The sequence below is a fragment of the Mycobacterium sp. NPDC006124 genome (assembly GCF_040614235.1).
Taxonomy (GTDB): Bacteria; Actinomycetota; Actinomycetes; order Mycobacteriales; family Mycobacteriaceae; genus Mycobacterium.
Window position 1 is genome coordinate 427,901 of record NZ_JBEXUA010000004.1, and the last position, 18,931, is coordinate 446,831.

Annotated in this window: 11 protein-coding genes and 2 tRNA genes; 7 read left to right on the plus strand and 6 right to left on the minus strand. The window is 68.8% G+C overall.

The features are described 5' to 3' along the window. Nucleotides 1-77: 77 nt before the first annotated feature. Both orn and ABZ195_RS11685 read left to right on the plus strand, forming a co-directional pair. Entirely contained in the window at nt 78-725 is a 648-nt protein-coding gene (gene orn, locus ABZ195_RS11680) for an oligoribonuclease (protein ID WP_355217734.1), read from the plus strand. Nucleotides 726-764: 39 nt separating this feature from the next. Continuing rightward, nucleotides 765-837, plus strand: a tRNA-His gene (locus ABZ195_RS11685). Nucleotides 838-928: 91 nt separating this feature from the next. Here ABZ195_RS11685 and ABZ195_RS11690 read toward each other — a convergent pair. Then, nucleotides 929-1,294 carry a hypothetical protein gene (locus ABZ195_RS11690; RefSeq protein ID WP_355217736.1) on the minus strand — a complete coding sequence of 122 codons (366 nt, stop codon included), beginning with the start codon at nt 1,292-1,294 and terminating at the stop codon, nt 929-931. Between the two features lie 131 nt (nt 1,295-1,425). Continuing rightward, entirely contained in the window at nt 1,426-2,649 is a 1,224-nt protein-coding gene (locus tag ABZ195_RS11695; protein WP_355217738.1) for an Ig-like domain-containing protein, read from the minus strand. A gap of 158 nt (nt 2,650-2,807) precedes the next feature. On the opposite strand from ABZ195_RS11695, the gene ABZ195_RS11700 reads away from it, so the two are divergent. Further along, nucleotides 2,808-2,883: transfer RNA gene (locus ABZ195_RS11700), tRNA-Lys, on the plus strand. Between the two features lie 569 nt (nt 2,884-3,452). After that, entirely contained in the window at nt 3,453-3,623 is a 171-nt protein-coding gene (locus ABZ195_RS11705; RefSeq protein WP_355217739.1) for a hypothetical protein, read from the plus strand. Between the two features lie 6 nt (nt 3,624-3,629). Here ABZ195_RS11705 and ABZ195_RS11710 read toward each other — a convergent pair whose 3' ends face one another. Continuing rightward, nucleotides 3,630-3,857 carry a DUF3618 domain-containing protein gene (locus ABZ195_RS11710; RefSeq protein WP_355217741.1) on the minus strand — a complete coding sequence of 76 codons (228 nt, stop codon included), beginning with the start codon at nt 3,855-3,857 and terminating at the stop codon, nt 3,630-3,632. A gap of 107 nt (nt 3,858-3,964) precedes the next feature. On the opposite strand from ABZ195_RS11710, the gene bcp reads away from it, so the two are divergent. Next, complete coding sequence (gene bcp, locus ABZ195_RS11715; RefSeq protein WP_355217743.1) at nt 3,965-4,438, plus strand: thioredoxin-dependent thiol peroxidase; 474 nt, start codon at nt 3,965-3,967, stop codon at nt 4,436-4,438. Here bcp and ABZ195_RS11720 read toward each other — a convergent pair. The 3 genes from ABZ195_RS11720 to ABZ195_RS11730 are packed head-to-tail and all read right to left on the minus strand — an operon-like array spanning nt 4,427 to nt 15,461. Beyond that, on the minus strand, nt 4,427-5,764 hold the full coding sequence (locus ABZ195_RS11720) for a dipeptidase (RefSeq protein WP_355217744.1): 1,338 nt from the start codon (nt 5,762-5,764) through the stop codon (nt 4,427-4,429). The two genes, bcp and ABZ195_RS11720, sit on opposite strands and share 12 nt — an antisense overlap. A gap of 21 nt (nt 5,765-5,785) precedes the next feature. Further along, complete coding sequence (locus ABZ195_RS11725; protein ID WP_355217746.1) at nt 5,786-6,181, minus strand: holo-ACP synthase; 396 nt, start codon at nt 6,179-6,181, stop codon at nt 5,786-5,788. A gap of 43 nt (nt 6,182-6,224) precedes the next feature. Then, nucleotides 6,225-15,461 carry a fatty acid synthase subunit beta domain-containing protein gene (locus ABZ195_RS11730; protein ID WP_355217748.1) on the minus strand — a complete coding sequence of 3,079 codons (9,237 nt, stop codon included), beginning with the start codon at nt 15,459-15,461 and terminating at the stop codon, nt 6,225-6,227. A 1,128-nt stretch (nt 15,462-16,589) separates the two neighbouring features. Between ABZ195_RS11730 and ABZ195_RS11735 the strand changes: the two genes are divergently transcribed. Together ABZ195_RS11735 and ABZ195_RS11740 are read left to right on the plus strand one after the other, a co-directional pair. Then, entirely contained in the window at nt 16,590-17,642 is a 1,053-nt protein-coding gene (locus ABZ195_RS11735; RefSeq protein ID WP_355217750.1) for an ABC transporter ATP-binding protein, read from the plus strand. A 27-nt stretch (nt 17,643-17,669) separates the two neighbouring features. Then, nucleotides 17,670-18,875: an ABC transporter substrate-binding protein gene (locus tag ABZ195_RS11740; RefSeq protein ID WP_355217751.1), complete on the plus strand. Its 1,206-nt coding sequence runs from the start codon at nt 17,670-17,672 to the stop codon at nt 18,873-18,875. Nucleotides 18,876-18,931 lie beyond the last annotated feature (56 nt).

Genomic DNA, 18,931 nt, shown 5'->3' on the forward strand with positions numbered 1-18,931 from the left:
GGCCGTCGACGACGCGGGAGTGGCTCTGGGCGGGCCTGGGAACGTGCTGTCGGGCTGGGCGAATACTGTTGAGCGCTGTGCGTGACGAACTGGTGTGGATCGACTGCGAGATGACGGGCCTGGACCTGAAGTCGGACCGTCTCATCGAAATCGCGGTCCTGGTGACAGACGGCGAGCTCAACCTCCTCGGCGATGGCCTCGACGTCGTCATCCACGCCGACGACGAGGCGCTCGACGGGATGGTCGAGGTGGTCGCGACGATGCACCGCAAATCGGGGTTGACCGAGGAGGTGCGGGCGTCCACCGTCGACGTCCCCACCGCCGAGAAGATGGTTCTGGACTACATTCGCGGCCTCGTCAAGCAACCGAACACCGCCCCGCTGGCCGGCAACTCGATCGGCACCGACCGCGGCTTCATCGCCCGCGACATGCCGGCCCTCGACGAGTTCCTGCACTACCGCATGATCGACGTCAGCTCCATCAAGGAGCTGTGCCGCCGCTGGTACCCGCGCATCTACTTCGGTCAGCCCGAGAAGGGCCTCGCGCACCGCGCGCTAGCCGACATCCACGAGTCGATTCGCGAGTTGAAGTACTACCGCAGCACCGCCTTCGTACCCGCTCCCGGACCCTCGACCAGCGACATCGCCGCAATCGCGGCGGAGCTTGGTCCCCCCACCGGCGACGCGCAGACAACCGATTCGGACACGGGCCACTCGAGCGGCTAAGATCGTCATACCGCGGCGCCTTCGGGCAAGGCGGACATGGTGGCTGTAGTTCAGTTGGTAGAGCACCAGGTTGTGATCCTGGCTGTCGCGGGTTCGAGTCCCGTCAGTCACCCAGCAGGTCGGAGGGCGTTCGCGCCCTCCGACTTTCTGCTTTTCGGGTATGGTCCGTTTTCGTGCGCGTGGCTGATGCGTCGATCCTGCCGTCACCCATCCAGTTGGACCCGCACCGACACCGCACCGCGGTCGTTTCGGGTGGCCACCGCATGGCCGGTGCGATCTCGCCCGTCGAGCCCCACGAGGGTGACCGCGCCGCCCTCTCCGAGGAAGTTGCGCCACCAACTCTTCCTGTCGGGCATCCCGACCCAGATGGTGATCGAATCGCCGGAGCGGCGGTAGTTGACCGGGATCTCGAACGTCTTCCCGGACTTGCGCCCGACGTAGCGGATCTCGACGAGCCCGCGGCGCACCAGACCACCTACGACGGGCAGCTTCATCGTCGCCACCGCCACCTTGTTGACCGTGCGGACGAACGCGTTGTCCGAGAAGCCTGGTTTACCTTGCTGCGCCATTGCACCAACTCTAGTGATCCAATCCTCCGCCCGGCGCGGTCGGCGACGGCGAGGATCCCGCTCCGGTGAGCGGGGGTGTCGACAACGGACGGCGGCGAACGGAGCGGCCCTAGCAGAGGACGATCAAACGCTTAGACGTTCGCGTTGCCGGCCTTCCACTGGTCCCAGGGCACGTTCCAGTCACCGAGTCCGTCCACCCCGGGCAGCACGCTGCCCACGGTGTTGGTGACCAGGACGAGATCGCCGCGCTTGGTGTTCTCGTAGAACCACTTGGCATTGCTGGTGCTGACGTTGAGGCAGCCGTGGCTGACGTTGCTGTAGCCCTGGCTGCCGACCGACCACGGCGCCGCGTGCACGTAGATGCCGCTATAGGACATCTGCGTGGCGTAATCGACCTCGGTGCGATAACCGTTCGGCGAGTTGGACGGCACCCCGTAGGTCGAGGAGTCCATCACCATGTGCGAGAGACGGTCGCCGATGATGTAGACGCCGTTGTTGGTCGGGGTGCTGTTCTTGCCCATCGAGATCGGCATGGTCTTGACGACCTCGCCGTTGCGCCGAACCGTCAGGGTCTTGGTGTCGTCGTCGGCGGTCGCGATCACCTCGTCGCCGATCGTGAAGTGGGTCGTGACGTTCTCCTGACCGAACAGCCCGTCGCCCAGGTCCACCCCGTAGGTGTTCACCGCCACGTCGACCGTCGTCCCCGGCTGCCAGTAGGCCTGCGGGCGCCACCGCACCTCGCGGTTGCTCAGCCAGTAGAACGCCCCCTCGACGGGAGGATTGGTGGTGACCGTGATGGCCTTCTCCGCGGCGAGCCGGTTGGGCACGTTCTCGTCGAACCGGATGGCGATGGGCTGTCCGACGCCCACGACGTCGCCGTCGGCCGGCAGGAGGTAGGGCCGGGTCAAGTTCTCCGGCGAGTGCGTCTGAAAGGTCATCGAACGGCTCGTCACGCCGCCCAGACCCAACGACTGAGCGCTCAGCCGGTAGGTCTTGTTGTAGCCGAGTGGCTCGGTGGTCATCCAGCGCAGGCCGTCGGGGCTGAGCCGGCCGGCGACCGTCGAACCTGCCTCGTTGGTCATCGTCACCGCACCGAGGACGCCGTCCTCCGCGCTGACCGTCACCGGCGAGTCGACCGTGACTCCTACTGCCCCGTCGGTCACCGAGGCGGTGAGCTTGGGAACCAGGAGATCACCGAACGGCGTGCCCTTGTCCTCGATGGTCTGAGGCTGCGGCGCGGGGGCCGGCGTGCCGTTGCACCCGCTGACCCCGAGGACGACGGCCGGCACCATGACCGCGGCCGCCCACCAGTTGCGCATCCGCCGCGTGCGGGTCGCCGATCGGGCCTGCCACATGCTCATACACCTTCCCCGACATTCACGAGTTCTTCCCACCTACTTGCCAGCAGTCTAGGCGAGGCCGGCGACAGGAGGGCGGTCGTCGCACCCGGCTCCCACGGCTCGACCGACCGGATTTCACCCCAGGCGTCGGAGACTGTTATCGTCTTCCACGCGCGCCGTTAGCTCAGTTGGTAGAGCAGCTGACTCTTAATCAGCGGGTCCGGGGTTCGAAACCCTGACGGCGCACCACGTGATCGGGTCGGCAACGGCCCGATTCTTGGTTTCCGGGGCACCTTCGGGTCTCGGCCGGTCCTGTGTCCAGCGGCCGCATATGCGCGAAGATTCCCAGGAATGGGAATTCCATGGCAGGCAATTTCGACGCCTACGACGTGCCTCCCGTGAATTGCCGAAGGGTCGTCGTCGCCCCGAATTCGGTCATCGCCCAAAAGAATGCAATTCACCGGCTCGGACGGCGTGGTCCCGCTGATTGCCAGGTCAACCCACACATGGGTGACGCGTGGGGCGGCCGTCGGCCGGGATTGCCGCGCGGACACCGCGACTCCGATAGCGATCACGTCCAATGAACATTAACTATGCGATTTCGGCGATCAGGCGCCATCGTGTGCTGGAATCGCCGTCCGCCGACGAATCGCCGAGCCGCCGTGAACCGAAACCCGCGGTACCGAAAGCTCCAACCAGCGCAAACAGATCCAATACGAAAGGCACAGGATGGGGTACACCTGCTACCATCGGGTTAGCTACATGCGGAGACGCGGGCGATCGGCCCGATATCCGAGAAAGTGACGAGGACTTAGCTGATGTCGACCGCCGGTGCGGCCCCGCCGATCGCCGCGTCCCCCGCCGAGGGGGACGACGCCGAGGATCGGTTGGTCGTGGTGCGCAGCTGCACCCGGTTGGGGCTCACCGCGAACCCGCCGGGATACTCGTTCCTGGATTTCTTCCGGTTCGGCCGCTTCCGCCGTCGCTAAGGCGTCTCAGCGGTTGGTGACCCGCCGGATGGCGAGGACCACCACGATCGTGCCCAACGCCGCCAGCGTCATCGCCACCGCGGGCTTCTTGGCGAACTGCACCACGCCGCTCTTGACGTCGTCGGCGATCCGAGCCGGGTTGGCCCGCTCGGCGAGGGCATCCACGGTCTGCGCAAGCTGCTCGCGCGCCACGTCGATGTCCTTCTTGATCTTGTCGGGATCCCGGTCGGCCACGTCAGCCCCTTCAATCGCGGTGCGGTCTTGGGGAATTACCCTAGAGCAGCCACGCGACGCGACCGACACCGCAGTCGCGCACCGGTCGACCGAAGGGACATTGACAGATGCCACCGACTCCCCGCCTCTCGGCGGGCGACGACGCCCCCGCCTTCAGCCTCCCCGACGCCGACGGCAACACCGTCTCACTCGGTGACTTCGCCGGGCGCAAGGTCGTCGTGTATTTCTACCCCGCCGCCTCCACACCCGGCTGCACCAAGCAGGCCTGTGACTTCCGAGACAGCCTGGCCGAACTGAACGGGGCGGGCCTCGACGTCGTCGGCATCTCCCCCGACAAGCCCGCGAAGCTCGTCAAGTTCCGTGACGCCGAGGGGCTGACGTTCCCGCTGCTGTCCGACCCCGACCGAACGGTGCTCACCGAGTGGGGCGCCTTCGGCGAGAAGTCCATGTACGGCAAGACCGTTCAGGGCGTCATCCGTTCCACGTTCGTCGTCGACGAAGAGGGCAAGATCGAGGTCGCGCAGTACAACGTGAAGGCCACCGGCCACGTCGCGAAGCTGCGCCGCGAGCTAGCGGTCTAGCGCCCCCAGCGCCTCCAGCAGCAACGCCTCCGAGGTCGCCGCCCGCTCCAGCACCCCCAGGTCGAGGCTCTCGTCCACGGCATGCGCCTGCGTCGCCGGATCCTCCACCCCGGTGACGAGGATCTTGGCCTCCGGGAAGGCGTCGGCGAACGCGGCGATGAACGGAATCGACCCGCCGACGCCCATGTCGATCGGATCGGTGCCCCAGGCGCGTCCGAAGGCCGCGCGGGCGGCGTCGTACACCGGTCCGGTCGCGTCGATCGCGTAGGGCTGACCCATGTCCCCCGGCGTGACGGTCACCCGGGCGCCCCATGGCGCCTTCGCCTCGAGGTGGCGGGTCAGCGCCTCGAGGTGGGCCCGGGCGTCGCCACCGGGCGCCACCCGCATGCTGACCTTCGCGCGGGCGCGGGGAATCAGGGTGTTCGACGACTTCGCGACGGACGTGGCGTCGATGCCGATGACCGTGATCGCCGGCTTGGCCCACAACCGGTCGGCGACCGACCCCGTCCCGATCTGGGTGACGCCGTCGAGCATTCCCGTTTCCTCGCGCACCTGCTCGTCCGAGTACTCCACGTCGGCGGCCGAACCCTGGTGCAGGCCCTCGACCGCGACGTTCCCGTCGTCGTCGTGCAGGCTGGCCAGCAGGCGTACCAGGACGCTCACCGCGTCGGGCACCACGCCGCCCCACATCCCCGAGTGCAATCCGTGGTCGAGGGTGGCCACCTCGACCACGCAGTCGGCCAACCCGCGCAGCGACACCGTCAGCGACGGGATCTCGGTGGTCCAGTTCATCGAATCGGCGATGACGATGACGTCGGCGGCCAGCAGGTCCCGGTGGGCGGCCAAGAGGGCACCCAGGGACGGCGACCCCGACTCCTCCTCACCCTCGACGAACACCGTGACGCCCACCGGCAGGTCGCCGTCGAACGCGCGGATGGCCGCGAGGTGGGTGGCGATGCCCGCCTTGTCGTCGGCGGTGCCGCGGCCGTAGAGCCGGCCGTCGCGCTCGGTGGGTTCGAACGGTGCCGACGCCCACTGGGTCGCGTCGCCCTCTGGTTGCACGTCGTGGTGGGCGTACAGCAGCACCGTCGGCGCGCCCTCGGGTGCGGGCCGACGCGCGATGACAGCCGGCGCACCACCCTCGCTGACGGTGCGGATGTCGTCGAAACCGGCGTGCGCCAACAACTTCGACACCATCTCCGCGGTGCGATGAACCTGGTCGCGACGGTCCGGGTCGGCCCACACCGACTCGATGCGGACGAGGGCTTCGAGGTCGGCGCGCACCGAGGGCAGCACCGAGTGGACGCGGGAGACGATGTCGCTCATGGGACCGAGCGTAGTGCGGAGCTAGCCGGCGGACTCCAGGATCGCCACCGCGGCGGCGGTGTCGCCGTCGTGGGTCAACGACACGTGGATGGTGATCTCCCTGAGGTGCTCGGCGATGTCGCCGGACAACCGCACCTTTGGTCGACCCCACATGTCGGTGACCACCTCGATGTCGCGGTGGATGTCCTCGGGCAGCACGGGCCGCTTGGAGAACCGCGACCCCGACCACGCCTTGATCACGGCCTCCTTGGCCGCCCACCGCGCCGCCAGGTGCCGCGCCGCCGACGAACTCTTGTCGGCGGCGTCCCGACGCTCACCCGGGGTGAACGTCTCGGCGAACACCGTGCCCGGCTGGTCGACCTGTTCGGCGAATTCCGAGATGGAGACCAGGTCGATGCCGACCCCGACGATGCTCATGCCAGGAACGCTAGCCGAGCCCGCCAGAGCCTCTCGAAGGGCCTCACGCCCCATACCGGCCATCCTGGCCGAGCCGCGCCGCGGGATCGAGCAGCATGTTCGCTTCCTGGCGCTTCTCCGGCGCGTCGTGGCTGAAGCGGCGATCGGCGGGCTTCTCGTACATGGCGGGTCCGCCGGCGATGGCCGAAGCCAGTCGCCGCTGTCCGTTCAGCACGCGATCTCCGGCACGCATCTGGTAGTCCTCCCGCTGCTCCGGGCTCAGCGCAGTCAGGAACGCCTGCGGGTGAACCAGGGCAACCAGACCCGAGACGTGACCGAAGCCCAAGCTGGTGATCAGACCCGCCTTGAGCGGGAATTGACCTGCCAGGTCGAGGGTTTCGCGAACCCACACGAAGTGCGAGGCGTGGGCCATCTCGTCGTCGACGCAGTCGAGGCTTCGGTTCGGCGGGATGACGCCGTCGCGCAGCATCTGACACATGCCCATGATCTGGAACGCGGCAGCACCACCCTTGCTGTGACCGGTCAGGCTCTTCTGGCTGACGATGAACAACGGGTTGCCCGGTGAGCGCCCCATGGCCGAGGCGAGCCGTTCGTGCAACTCGGTCTCGTTGGGATCGTTGGCCAGGGTCGACGTGTCGTGCTTGGAGATCACGGCGATGTCGTCGGCCCCCACCCCGAGCTTCGCCAGTGACCTGGCCAGCTCGGACTGCTTGCCGCCGCGCCCCGCACCCAGCGCGCCGAGACCCGGTGCCGGGATCGAGGTGTGCACACCGTCGCCGAACGTCGAGGCGTAGCCGACCACCGCCAGCACCGGCAGACCCATCTCCAGCGCCAGGTCGCCACGGGCCAGCAGGATGGTCCCGCCACCCTGACCCTCGACGAAGCCCAGGCGCCGCCGGTCGTTGCCGCGGGAGAACTTGGCGTCGCTGATGCCCTTGGCGCGCATGGCCTCGGTGTCCGCCGTCGCCGACATGTCACCGAAGCCGATGATGGCCTCCAGCGTCAGGTCGTCATAGCCGCCCGCGACCACGAACTGGGCCTTGCCGAGCCGGATCTTGTCGGCACCCTCCTCGACCGACACCGCGGTCGTCGCGCAGGCGGCGACGGGATGGATCATCGCGCCGTAGCTGCCGATGTAGGACTGCACGACGTGGCCCGCCATGACGTTCGGCAGGACCTCCTGCAGGATGTCGTTCGGCTTGTTCTTGCCCAGCAGGTTGCCGTGGTACATCGTCTGCATCGACGTCATGCCGCCCATGCCGGTGCCCTGCGTGCTGGCCACCAGGCTCGGGTGCACCCACCGCATCAGCTCGGTCGGCGTGAAGCCAGAGGACAGGAACGCGTCGACGGTGGTGACGAGGTTCCACAGTGCGAGCCGGTCGATCGAGTTGACCATGTCCTGGCTGACGCCGTACACGGTCGGATCGAACCCGGTCGGGATCTGAGCGCCGACGGTCCGCGACAGCTTGACCTTGCGGGGCACCCGGATCTCGGTACCCGCCTTGCGGGTCACCTGCCAGTCACCGCCACCGGGGACCGGGGAGATGACGGTGTGCTCCGGATCGAATCCGACGAACGCCCTGGCGTCGGCCTCCGACGACACCACGAAGGTGAAGTCCTTGTCGAGGAAGACCGAGACCAGCAGCGGCGCAGACAGATCCGCGTCGATGGCACCGTCCGGCACGAACTCCCGGATGCCCACCCGCTCGATGACGGCGTCGTGGTAACGCTCCACCAGCTCGCCCTCGTCGACCAGGTCGCCCGAGGCGGTGTCGTACCAACCTGGCTTCGGGTCGTCCTCCCACTTGACCAGACCGGTGGTCCAGGCGAGCTCGAGAACGCCTGCGGCGGAGAGCTCTCCGGACACTTCGGCCTCGAAGCGGGTCCGCGAGGAACCGTACGGGCCGAGCTCCGCGCCACCGACGATGACCACCATGTCGGCGGGGTCCACGTCGATGTCGTCCCATGCCGGCGGCGGCGCCGCGGTGTATCCGCGCGGGGGCGACGGCAGGGCCTTGATGGTGCTCGAGTCGTCGTCCTCGGACGGCTTCGCACTGCTCTCGGCGGCCATGTCCTCACGGGCCTTGGCAGCCAATTCGGCCATGTCGATGTCGATTTCGCCGAGTCCACCGGTCAGGTCGGCGTGGATCGGCGCGTTGGCCGCCGCCACCTTGGACTCGATGTCGCACAGGTCGAGCAGCATGGCGGCCATCTGCTCGGTTGAGTACGTGGTGACGCCGGCCTCTTCGACCGCGCCGACGATGGCGTCGTTGTGACCCATCAGCCCGGTGCCCTTGGTCCAGCCAATGAGGGCGTGGGCCAACGACACTCGCTGCGACCAGGAGGTCTCGGCCTTCCAGCGCGTGACCAGTGCGTCCAAGGCGGACTTGGCCTCGCCGTAGGCACCGTCGCCGCCGAACATGCCGCGATTGGGCGAGCCGGGCAGCACCACGTGCAGACGCGACGCGATGTCGCGCTCGGAGCCGATGTGCGAGAGCCCACCGATGAGCCGCTGCACGGCCCACAGCAGGACCTTCATCTCCATCTCCGAGCGGGCCCCCGCCTCGGACATGTCACCGGCCACCCGCGGTGCCGCGAAGGGGAACAGGAGCGTCGGGGTCAGGGCGTCCTTGAGGTGGATCGACTTGGGCCCGAGGCTCTCGGACTGCTCGCTGCCAACCCAGCTGACGAGCGCGTCGATGTCGCTGTAGGAGGCCATGTTCGCCGGCACCACCCACAGCGTGGCGCCGAAGCGGGCGTGGTCGCGGTAGAGCTCCTTGTAGAAGGACAACCGATCGTCGTCCAGCTTCGAGGTGGTCGCGATGACCGAGGCGCCACCGTCGAGCAGCTGCGCCACGATCGACGCCGCGATGGAGCCCTTGGACGCGCCGGTGACGACGGCGATCTCGTCGCTGTAACGACCGGTGCCGGGGTTCTCCGCACCGGCGGCCGCGCGGCCGTAGAGCGACGCGTGCACGTTGCGTCCGGCGGCCAGCGCCTTGCCCTGCCACCAACTCGCCTGGCTGGCGACGACGTGACCGGCAGCCTCGAAGCGCTCCGAGAGCCGTGACCAGTCGGCGTCGATCTCGTCCTCGCCCTTGAGCCACAGCCGGGCCAGATCCTCACGGGCGCTTGCCCAGCGGTCGTCGAAGAGCACCGCCTTGCGGCCGTCGAACGTCGGTGCGACCAAACGTGGCCAGTCCGACCCGAGTTCGGCGGTGACCAGGTCGATGAGGTCGGCGTCGCTGACCGTCTCGTCCACGTTGACCGGCGCGTCGACGCCGAGCTGACCGAGGATCAGCCTGGCAGCCGAGGCCAGCACGCCGTAGCGGCCGGTGACCTTCTCGGCGAACTCGGTGAGCGCCGCGGAATCCACGACGCCTCCCCCGGCCCCACCGGCCGACGGCAGCGAGACCGCGATGCCGCGGCGCGCGGCGACGGCGGAAACGGCCGCGTCGACGACCCGGTCGACCGTGGCCGCGTCGGGCAGGGCGCCCTCGTGCAGGTGACCGAGGTTGCCGCCGCGAACGCTGGTGCCCTCGCGAGTGCCGAGGACCAGCTCCATGGTGACGTGCTTGACCCAGCCGTCGCCGAGCTCCCAATCCTTCTTCACGCGTTCGGCGATCGCGGCGGGGCGCTTGCCCGAGGGGCCGAGCACCGTGCGCAGCTGGTCGTTGACCGCGTCGGAGAGCACGGGGCCGAACGGCTTGTAGGTCCGGGCGAGCTTGCTGACCTGAGCCTTGAGTCCGGCCAGGTCGGCTTCGGCGGCACCGTCGATGGCACCGAGGTTGAGCTCGGAGCCGAGGTCGACGAGCAGCTGGTTGCGTCGCGACGACGCACCGTCGGTGATCGACTCGATGGAGTCCAGCGGCTCGATCTGGTCGACGTGCATCTTGGCCGACAAGGCGATCAACGACAGGGTCGCGTCGTCGGCACCGAACGAGATGTCCTCGGGGCGTGGGCCTCCCGACGGTGCGGCCGGAGCTGCGGCCGGTGCGGCCGCGGGAACGGCTGCGGCAGGCGCCGCCTCGGAGGCGGCAGCGGGCGCGCTGTCCTGCTCCATGTCCGGTTCCGGGTCGGTGTCGGTCGCGAACAGCACCGCGGCGTCACGCTCGGTGTTGAGCACCTCGGTCGTGTTGTGCGAGTACTCCGGCAGCTTCAGCGTGTTGGTCGCCAGGCCGGCGACCGTCGGCGCGTTCTTGACACCGATCTCGACGAAGCGCTCGATGCCGAGACCTCCCGCGGCCTCCTCGATGAAGAGCAGGTCCTGGGTCTCGATCCACCGCACCGGGCTGGCGAACTGCCATGCCAGCAACTCGATGACGACCTTGCGGCACAGCTCGTGTGGCCGCTCGGTGCGCCAGGTGTCGTAGTCGGCGAGGATCTCGTCGAGCGGCTCGGCGGGCACCAGATCGCGGATCTCCTGGATGAAGTCGCGGTCCATGGTGAACGGCCGCGGCACCAGGTTCGGGATGTACTTGCCGACGAGCAGCGCCGGGTCCGCGTCGCGCGGCATGACCCGCTCCAGCGAGCGGCGGAAGTCGGCGACGCCGACCCGAAGCACCTCGGAGTGGAACGGCACGTCGATGCCGGGCACCAGGATGAACGAGCGCTTGCCGCCGGAGATCTCGCGACGCTTCTCGACCTCTTCCTCGAGGACCTCCAGACCGCGAACGGTACCGGCGATGGCGTACTGCGAGCCACGCAGGTTGTAGTTCACGATCTGTAGAAACTCTCCGGTATTCGCCGCGATGCCCGCCACCCAGTCGGTGACGTCGTCGTCGTCGAGATCGATCTGCGAGGGGCGGATCGCGGCGAGCCGATAGTTGGAGCGCCCGTTCTCGTCGCGCGGGACGATGTCGTGCATCTTGCTGCCGCGGTGGAAGACCACCTCGAGCAGCGCCTCGAGCGGGTACACGCCGGAGACGCACGCCAGCGCGGTGTACTCACCGACGGAGTGGCCGCAGGCGATGGCGCCCTCGACGAAGGCACCCTGCTCGCGCATCTCCGCGACCTGGGCCGCGGCGACGGTGGCCATCGCCACCTGGGTGAACTGCGTCAGGTAGAGGACACCCTCGGGGTGGTGATAGTGCACGCCGCTGGCGATGAGGCTGGTCGGGTTGTCGCGCACCACGTGCAGCACCGAGAAGCCGAGCGTCTCGCGGGTGAACTTGTCGGCGATGTCCCACACCTTGCGGGCGGCCTTGGACCGGGCGCGGACCTCCATGCCCATGCCCTTGGACTGGATGCCCTGGCCGGGGAAGGCGTAGACGGTCTTCGGCGCGGCCAACTGGGCGGTCGCCGACATCACCAGGTCGGTGCCGACCTTGGCGGTGACCTCGACGATCTCCGCGCCGCGGTCGATGCCGACCCGGTCGACCCGGAAGTCGATCTCGTCGCCGGGCATGACCATGCCGAGGAAGCGCGAGGTCCAGCCGACCAGGCGGGCGGGCGGGGTGGCGCGGCCGTCGGTGGCGGTGACGACGTGCTGCGCGGCGGCCGATAGCCACATGCCGTGCACGATGGGCGATTTCAGCCCGGCGAGCAGTGCGGCGGCGCGGTCGGTGTGGATCGGGTTGTGGTCACCGGAGACCACGGCGAAGGCGCTCATGTCGGTCGGTGCGGTGACCGACACGTCACGACGGCGACGACGCGGGGTGTCGGTGGCGTTGTCGGTGATGGCGCCGCCGGCCTGGGGCGGGTCGGTGAGCGCAACGGCACCCGTGCGGCCCCGGATGGCGAACCGCTCCTCCAAGGTCGCGAGTTCGGTGCCCTCGGCGTCGCGAATGGTCACCGACACCGGGACGACGCGGCCGACCTCGGTGTCGACCGCGGCCGAAGCCGTTGCGGTGACGGTCAATTCGCTCTTGGTGGTCGGCATCGCCGCCAGCAGGTGTGCCGCGTGGTCGAGGTGCACCAGGCTCAACAGACCCTCGACGACGGGGAATCCGGTCTCGGTGACCGCGGCTCCGATGACGGAGAACACGGCGGGCCAGCAGCGGCCGACGAGCGCGTCGGGCACCAGCGTGAGCCCGGGCGCCAGGGGCGCCCCGAACGTCGCGGTGACGCCGGTGTGGTCGGCGACCTCCTCGGGATCCCAGGGGACGGTGACCGTCGTGCTGTCGTCCCGCACCTCGGGCAACGCGTCGACCCCGTCGACGCCCGCGGCGATGGACAGCACGGCACGCATTGCGGCGGACGCGTCCTCGGTGGTGACGACGGGCATGCCACCGTCGACCGTGGTGGACGGCAACGTGAAGCGGATGGTGATCCAGATGTCCGACAGCGGCACGCTCAGCACGACGCACTCGCCGTCGAGCTCCAGGCGCGAACCGGTGGACGGATGCGTCGCGGCCCGATTCTCGTTGACCTGCCACTCATTTGGTGCACCGATGCGGTGCACCGGGTTGATCGCGGCGCGACCGGCCCACAGCACGTCGGGCGAGTCCAGGACGACCGCCAACGGGCCGGTGACGTCGGCCCGGGCCTGACGACGCGAGACCACCGCGGTGGGCTCGGCGCCTGCGGCGAGCACCTCGTCGACCGAGGCCTTCTCGAACCGGTCGAGCAGATCGCCGACGGGCTCGTCGACGCGGGTGATGCCGAAGACGGCTTCGGTACCGGGGATGACGCACACCTGGTCGGCGGTGTAGCGCGCGTCGTGCGCCTGCCACAGCGAGTCGCTGCGCCACCAGCGGCGGACGTCCTTGTCGATGACGGGCACGAAGTTCACCGGCTTGCCCAGCGTCTTGCAGAGCGTCGTGAAGAACGGCACGTCTGCGGGGTGCAGCTTGACCTCGCCGGCGTCCGGGTAGCGCGACTGCAGTTCGGCCAGCGCCCGCTGCGGATCCTCCAGCAGCGCATCGCCTTCGGCGGTGGCGGGAAACAGGGTGTCGATCGGGCCGGAGTCCTGCGGGTGCAGGCGGGCCTCGGCGCGCTTGAGCATCTCGGCGAAGCGGTCGCGCCAGCTGCCGTCGAGCCACGGCGAATCGGGCCGCTTGGTGTCGGCGGTGCTGTCACCGTCGCCGATGGCGAGCTCGACGTAGCGCTGCACCCACTGCAGGTAGGTCATGTCGGCCACGTCGCCGAAGTACGGCTTGGCGGTCAGGGCCATCGCGGCGATGATCTCGTCGCGGCGCTCGGCGACCGCGTCCACGTCACCGGCGACGTCGTCAAGCAGACGACCGCAGCGCGACGCCGCATTGTCGATCTCGTGGATGTCGGCACCGAGCTGACTGCGCCCGGATGCCATGCCGCCCTGCGCCTTTCCGGCGCCGACCCACTGTTCGGTGCCAGTGGTGTCGACCAGCAGCTGCTTGACCGCCGGCGAGGTGGTGGCCTCGAGCGTGGCCATCGTCGCGGTGCCGACGAGGATGCCGTCGACCGGCATGATCGGGTAGCCGTAGGCCTTGGCCCACTCACCCGAGAGGTACTGCGCGGCCCGCTCGGGAGTGCCGATGCCGCCGCCGACGCACAGCGTGATGTTGGACAGCTTGCGAAGATCGCCGTAGGTCGAGATCAGCAGGTCGTCGAGGTCCTCCCACGAGTGGTGCCCGCCGGCGCGACCACCCTCGACGTGCACGATGACCTCGCGGTCGGGAACCTCGGCGGCGATCTTGATGACCGACTTGATCTGCTCGACGGTGCCCGGCTTGAAGCACACGTACGCGAGGCCGACCTCGTTGAGCTCGGAGATGATGGCCACGGCCTCGTCGAGTTCGGGGATGCCCGCGCTGACGACCACGCCGTCGAACGGGGCGCCGGACTGACGCGCCTTCTGCACCAAGCGCTTTCCGCCGACCTGCAACTTCCACAGGTAGGGGTCCAGGAACAGGGTGTTGAACTGCACGGCGCGGCCCGGCTCGAGCAGCTCGGTCAGCTCGGCGACGCGCCGCTCGAAGATGGGTTCGGTGACCTGGCCGCCACCGGCGAGCTCGGCCCAGTGACCGGCGTTGGCGGCCGCGGCGACGATCTTGGCGTCGACGGTGGTCGGCGTCATGCCCGCGAGCAGCATCGGCGAACGACCCGTGAGCCGGGTGAACTTGGTGGAGAGCTTGACCGAGCCGTCCGGCAGCGAGATGACCGACGGCGCGTAGCTCGACCACGCGGGGACGATCTCGGGGGCAGCCCCGACGGTGAACAGATTGCGCTGCCCGGCGCGGGTGGCGGCGGGCACGATGCCGACGCCCAGGCCCCTGATGACCGGTGCGGTGACGCGGGTGATGGTGTCGCTGGGGCCGAGGTCGACGATCCAGCGGGCGCCGGAGTCGTGCAGGCGCTCGACCTCGTCGACCCAGTCGAACGGGTCGGTGAAGATGGCCTTGGCGAAGTGGTGGAGCAGCTCCGAGTCGATCTCGAGCTTGGCGCCCCAGCCGTCGACGACGTCGATCGCGTCGGCCAGTCGCGGGGTGTGGAAGCCGACCTCGACCTGGATGCCGTGGAAGACCGGGCTGAAGACCGCGCCACCGCGCAGCTTGTTCTTGCGCTCCGCCTCTTCCTTCTCGGTGATCTTGCTGCAGTACAGCTCGAAGCGGGACAGCTGCTCGGGGGTGCCGGTGATGACGACCGAGCGCCGGCCGTTGCGGATGGAGAGCACGGGCGGCAGGACGGTGCGAACGTCGGTGGAGAACTCCTCGAGGAGCTCGGCGATGCGCGCGGGGTCGACGTTGGTCACCGATACCATCGGCGACTTGTCGCCGCGGCCGACCATGCCGCGCCGGCGCGAGACCAGCGAGCCGGCCGCACCGATCAACTGCAGCATGGCGAGCAGTTCGGCGTCGCGCGTGCCCTTGGCCCTGAGCGCCTCGCACGCGACGATGCCCTGGGAGTGTCCAGCCATCGCCACCGGCGGCGTGCCGTAGAGGTCGAGACCCTGGCGCAGGGACGCGCGGATGGCCGCCAGCTGGGTCAGCAGGATGCCGGGTCCGGAGATCGCGGCGGTGGTGAGCTGCTTGGCGGTCGGCAACGGCTCGTCGGCGGCGAGTGCGCGCACCCACTGCATCGGCTCGAAGCCGATGGGGCGGACGACGACGAGCTCGCGGGCGACGGGCTGCAGCAGCAGGGCGGCCTCGCCGATGACCTCGCTCAGCTCGGACTCGATGCCGGCGGAGCTGATCAGTTCCTCGAGGTTCTCCAGCCAGTTGCCGCCCTGACCACCGAAGGCCACGGCGTACGGTTCACCCGCGTTGAGGAGGTCGACGAGCGCGTGCGCGCCAGAGGACGTCGAGACCGACCCGCCCGTGCGTCCGGTGGTCACCCTGTCGTGTTCGTTGATCGTCACGTCTTGCCATCTCCTCGGTGCGCTCTCTCGCGCGTATCGCTTCTCGTCCTGCACGTGTCCGGGGCTGCACGTCGTCGCGTGCGTCTACTGCGTCCTCGGCGGTGAGGCCCGCGCCCCTGCGGGTTCCGTGCCGGGTGTCCGTGCCCGGCGGGCTCAAGTCGTCTTCGGCCCGTCCTGGCGGTCGGGCAGCCGTACTAAGAGTGTCATAAGAGCTAGGGCCAGTTTCGGCCCGAAAATGGTTACTGGCGAGTTCTACGCACGGGTAACCGTGCCGCGGGTAACACGAGCCTGCGCGCGCCCGAGTCGCTCCCGGGACAAACGTCCTGTTGGCAGGTGGTTACGGTTGAGTAGCTACAACATCGCAGATCAAGGCAGTATTGTTATCGAATCGTTATGTTGAATCCGCGGGCGCCGGTCGGGTCGGCTTGATTTGCGAATGGGTCGACACGGGCGACGAAAATGTCCAGTCGCCATTCTCGAAAACGTAAAAGAGTTTGCTGGGAAACCTTACTGATCGGTAACTTCGCGGTGCCTGGCTGGCGTCTACCTCTCCCGGTTCGAGGCCGTCGACGCCTTCTCCGCCGCTCGCAGCCGATCGTGCCGGTGGCGGCGCGATCGACCCGTGGGACGGGTGACGCCTCGTGGCGAACACCCCGGCGACGGCGTAGGCGCCTCACGACCCCGTCGCACCGATCCGGGTCGACGACCCCGGTACTCGGGCCCAGCCGCGCGACGAAGGCCCCGCACCGCCTCCGACTAGCGCCGATGGGCCGGACCGGTCCCGCGACGGGCCAAAGGGCGGGCTCACCGCCGGCGTCGACGCAGCCCGCCCGACCCGGCGCCGCGGTGCGGCCTCGGCTACTCCCAGCGCTTCGACGTGGCGCCGGGGTCTGCCGGCCGCCCGCACGAGCCTCGCCGAAGCGGAGACGGCACTCGAGAGCCGACCCACGCGGCCACGGGCCACCGACCTCGGTAGCTGGTCGGGCTCGTCGACGGCGATTCGGCCTCTCGGCCGACCCAGCGGCCGACGCGGGGCGTCACGACGAAAAACGTCGGTCCGAGAGCACGTGTGCGCGGATTCCGTGTGTTGCGCTGCGCCACGAACGACCGATCCATACGATTCAGCCCATGCCAACCGGCCCCGGCGGACCTCGGATCCAACTCGACGGCGTTCGCAAGGTGTTCGGCGACTCGATCGTGGCCGTGGCCGGCGCCGACCTGACCGTCGAGGACGGCGAACTGTTCGCCATCCTCGGGCCGTCGGGATCGGGGAAGACCACCGTGCTCCGGATGATCGCCGGGTTCGAGCAGCCGACCGCGGGCACCATCCGACTCGGCGGCGTCGACGTCACCGCCCTGCCGGCCCGGCGGCGTGACGTCAACACCGTGTTCCAGGAGTACGCCCTCTTCCCCCACATGACCGTCGCGCAGAACGTCGAGTACGGGATGCGGGTTCGGGGCGTCCCCAAGGGCGAGCGCCGCAGCCGTGCGGCCGAGGCGCTGGAGATGGTGCGCCTCGACGACTACGGACCCCGCAAACCCGCGCAACTCTCCGGCGGTCAACGCCAACGGGTCGCGCTGGCCCGCGCCCTCGTCGGCCGGCCGAAGGTCCTGCTCCTCGACGAACCCCTCGGCGCGCTGGACCTCAAGCTCCGCGAACGGATGCAGGTCGAGCTCAAGGCGATTCAACGCGAGGTCGGCATCACCTTCGTCATCGTGACCCACGACCAGGACGAGGCGCTGACGCTGTGCGACCGGCTCGCGGTCTTCAACGACGGTCGCATCGAGCAGACCGGCAGGGCGCGCGACGTCTACGAGAACCCCGTCAACCGGTTCGTGGCGGACTTCGTCGGCACCTCCAACGTGCTCGACGGGGACGCCGCGGAGGCGCTCGTCGGCCGCCGGGGCCTGTTCGCCGTCCGGCCCGAGCGCGTCGCGGTGCTGCCGACCGGCACGGCCGCCCTGCCCGGCAACCGCACCGTGCAGGCCACCGTCGCCGAGGTCATCTACGCCGGGCCCACCACCCGCGTCGCCGCGGTCGCCCGGGTCGGCGCGCAGCCGGGTGTCACTCTGACCGCAACGGTGCTGAACACCGCGGCGTCCCTGCCCGAGGACCTCGGCCACGGCAGCGCGGTCACCCTGGCGTGGCCCGACGGCGCCGTCCACGATCTCTCCAACTGAACCACCCACGGAAACCAAGGGAGACCCATGAAACTCAACGCGCCGAGGATCGGCTTGACCGTCGCCGCGTGTACGACCCTGGTGGTCGGCACGCTCACCGGATGCTCCAGCTCCCAGTCCGGTGGCGGGGACGCCGGCACCGCGCCGCCGAAGATGGAGGCACTCGGCGCGCTGGGCAAGGGCGAGGGCCAGCTCAACCTGATCGCCTGGGCGGGCTACGCGGAGAACGGGTCCAACGACAAGACGGTCGACTGGGTGACCCCGTTCGAGCAGCAGTCCGGGTGCAAGGTCAACGTCAAGGTGGGCAACACCTCCGACGAGATGGTGCAGCTGATGCGCACCGGCCAGTACGACGGGGTCTCCGCCTCCGGCGACGCCACGCTTCGGCTGATCTACGCCGGCGACGTGGCGCCGGTGAACACCTCACTGGTGCCCAACTATTCGACCATCTCGGGCTTCCTGAAGAACAAGCCGTGGAACTCCGTCGACGGCCAGATGTACGGCATCCCGCACGGCTGGGGCGCAAACCTGTTGATGTACAACGTCGCCGACGTCACCGACGCGCCCGACTCGTGGGGGGCGGTGTTCGACGACGCCGGCAAGTACAAGGGCAAGGTGACCGCCTACGACTCGCCGATCTACATCGCCGACGCAGCGCTCTACCTGATGAAGACCAAGCCGGAACTGGGCATCAAGGATCCGTACTCGCTCAAGCCCGATCAACTCGACGCCGCGGTCGAGCTGCTGACCAAGCAGCGCGAGAACGTCGGCGAGTACTGGTCGGACTACACCAAGGAAGTCCAGGCCTTCGAGTCCGGCACGTCGGTCATCGGCACCACGTGGCAGGTGATCGCCAACACCATCGGCAGCGAGAACAAGGTTCAGGTCAACACCGTGTTGCCCAAGGAGGGCGCCACGGGCTGGTCGGACACCTGGATGGTCTCGGCCAAGGCGGCCCACCCGAACTGCATGTACCAGTGGATGGATTGGATCACCTCGCCGAAGGTCAACGCCCAGGTCGCCGAGTACTTCGGTGAGGCGCCCGCGCAGACCAAGGCGTGCGAATTCACCTCCCAGAAGGACTTCTGCGACATCTACCACGCCACCGACGAGGCGTATGCGTCCGGATTGCACTACTGGACCACGCCGCAGAAGCAGTGCGTCGACGGCAGCGGGACCGACTGCACGGCCTACGACGAGTGGGTCAGCAAGTGGCAGCAGATCAAGGGGTGACGGCGACCGCCCCGACCACCAGGACGGGACGGCTGAGTCTGCTCTTCCTGCTGGTG

What these genes read in the sequence shown, in the direction of transcription:
- ABZ195_RS11735 (WP_355217750.1), top strand. Translation starts at nt 16,590, where the DNA reads ATGCCAACCGGCCCCGGCGGACCTCGGATCCAACTCGACGGCGTTCGC.
- ABZ195_RS11720 (WP_355217744.1), bottom strand. Translation starts at nt 5,764, where the DNA reads ATGAGCGACATCGTCTCCCGCGTCCACTCGGTGCTGCCCTCGGTGCGC.
- ABZ195_RS11705 (WP_355217739.1), top strand. Translation starts at nt 3,453, where the DNA reads ATGTCGACCGCCGGTGCGGCCCCGCCGATCGCCGCGTCCCCCGCCGAG.
- ABZ195_RS11690 (WP_355217736.1), bottom strand. Translation starts at nt 1,294, where the DNA reads ATGGCGCAGCAAGGTAAACCAGGCTTCTCGGACAACGCGTTCGTCCGC.
- ABZ195_RS11740 (WP_355217751.1), top strand. Translation starts at nt 17,670, where the DNA reads ATGAAACTCAACGCGCCGAGGATCGGCTTGACCGTCGCCGCGTGTACG.
- bcp (WP_355217743.1), top strand. Translation starts at nt 3,965, where the DNA reads ATGCCACCGACTCCCCGCCTCTCGGCGGGCGACGACGCCCCCGCCTTC.
- ABZ195_RS11725 (WP_355217746.1), bottom strand. Translation starts at nt 6,181, where the DNA reads ATGAGCATCGTCGGGGTCGGCATCGACCTGGTCTCCATCTCGGAATTC.
- ABZ195_RS11695 (WP_355217738.1), bottom strand. Translation starts at nt 2,649, where the DNA reads ATGTGGCAGGCCCGATCGGCGACCCGCACGCGGCGGATGCGCAACTGG.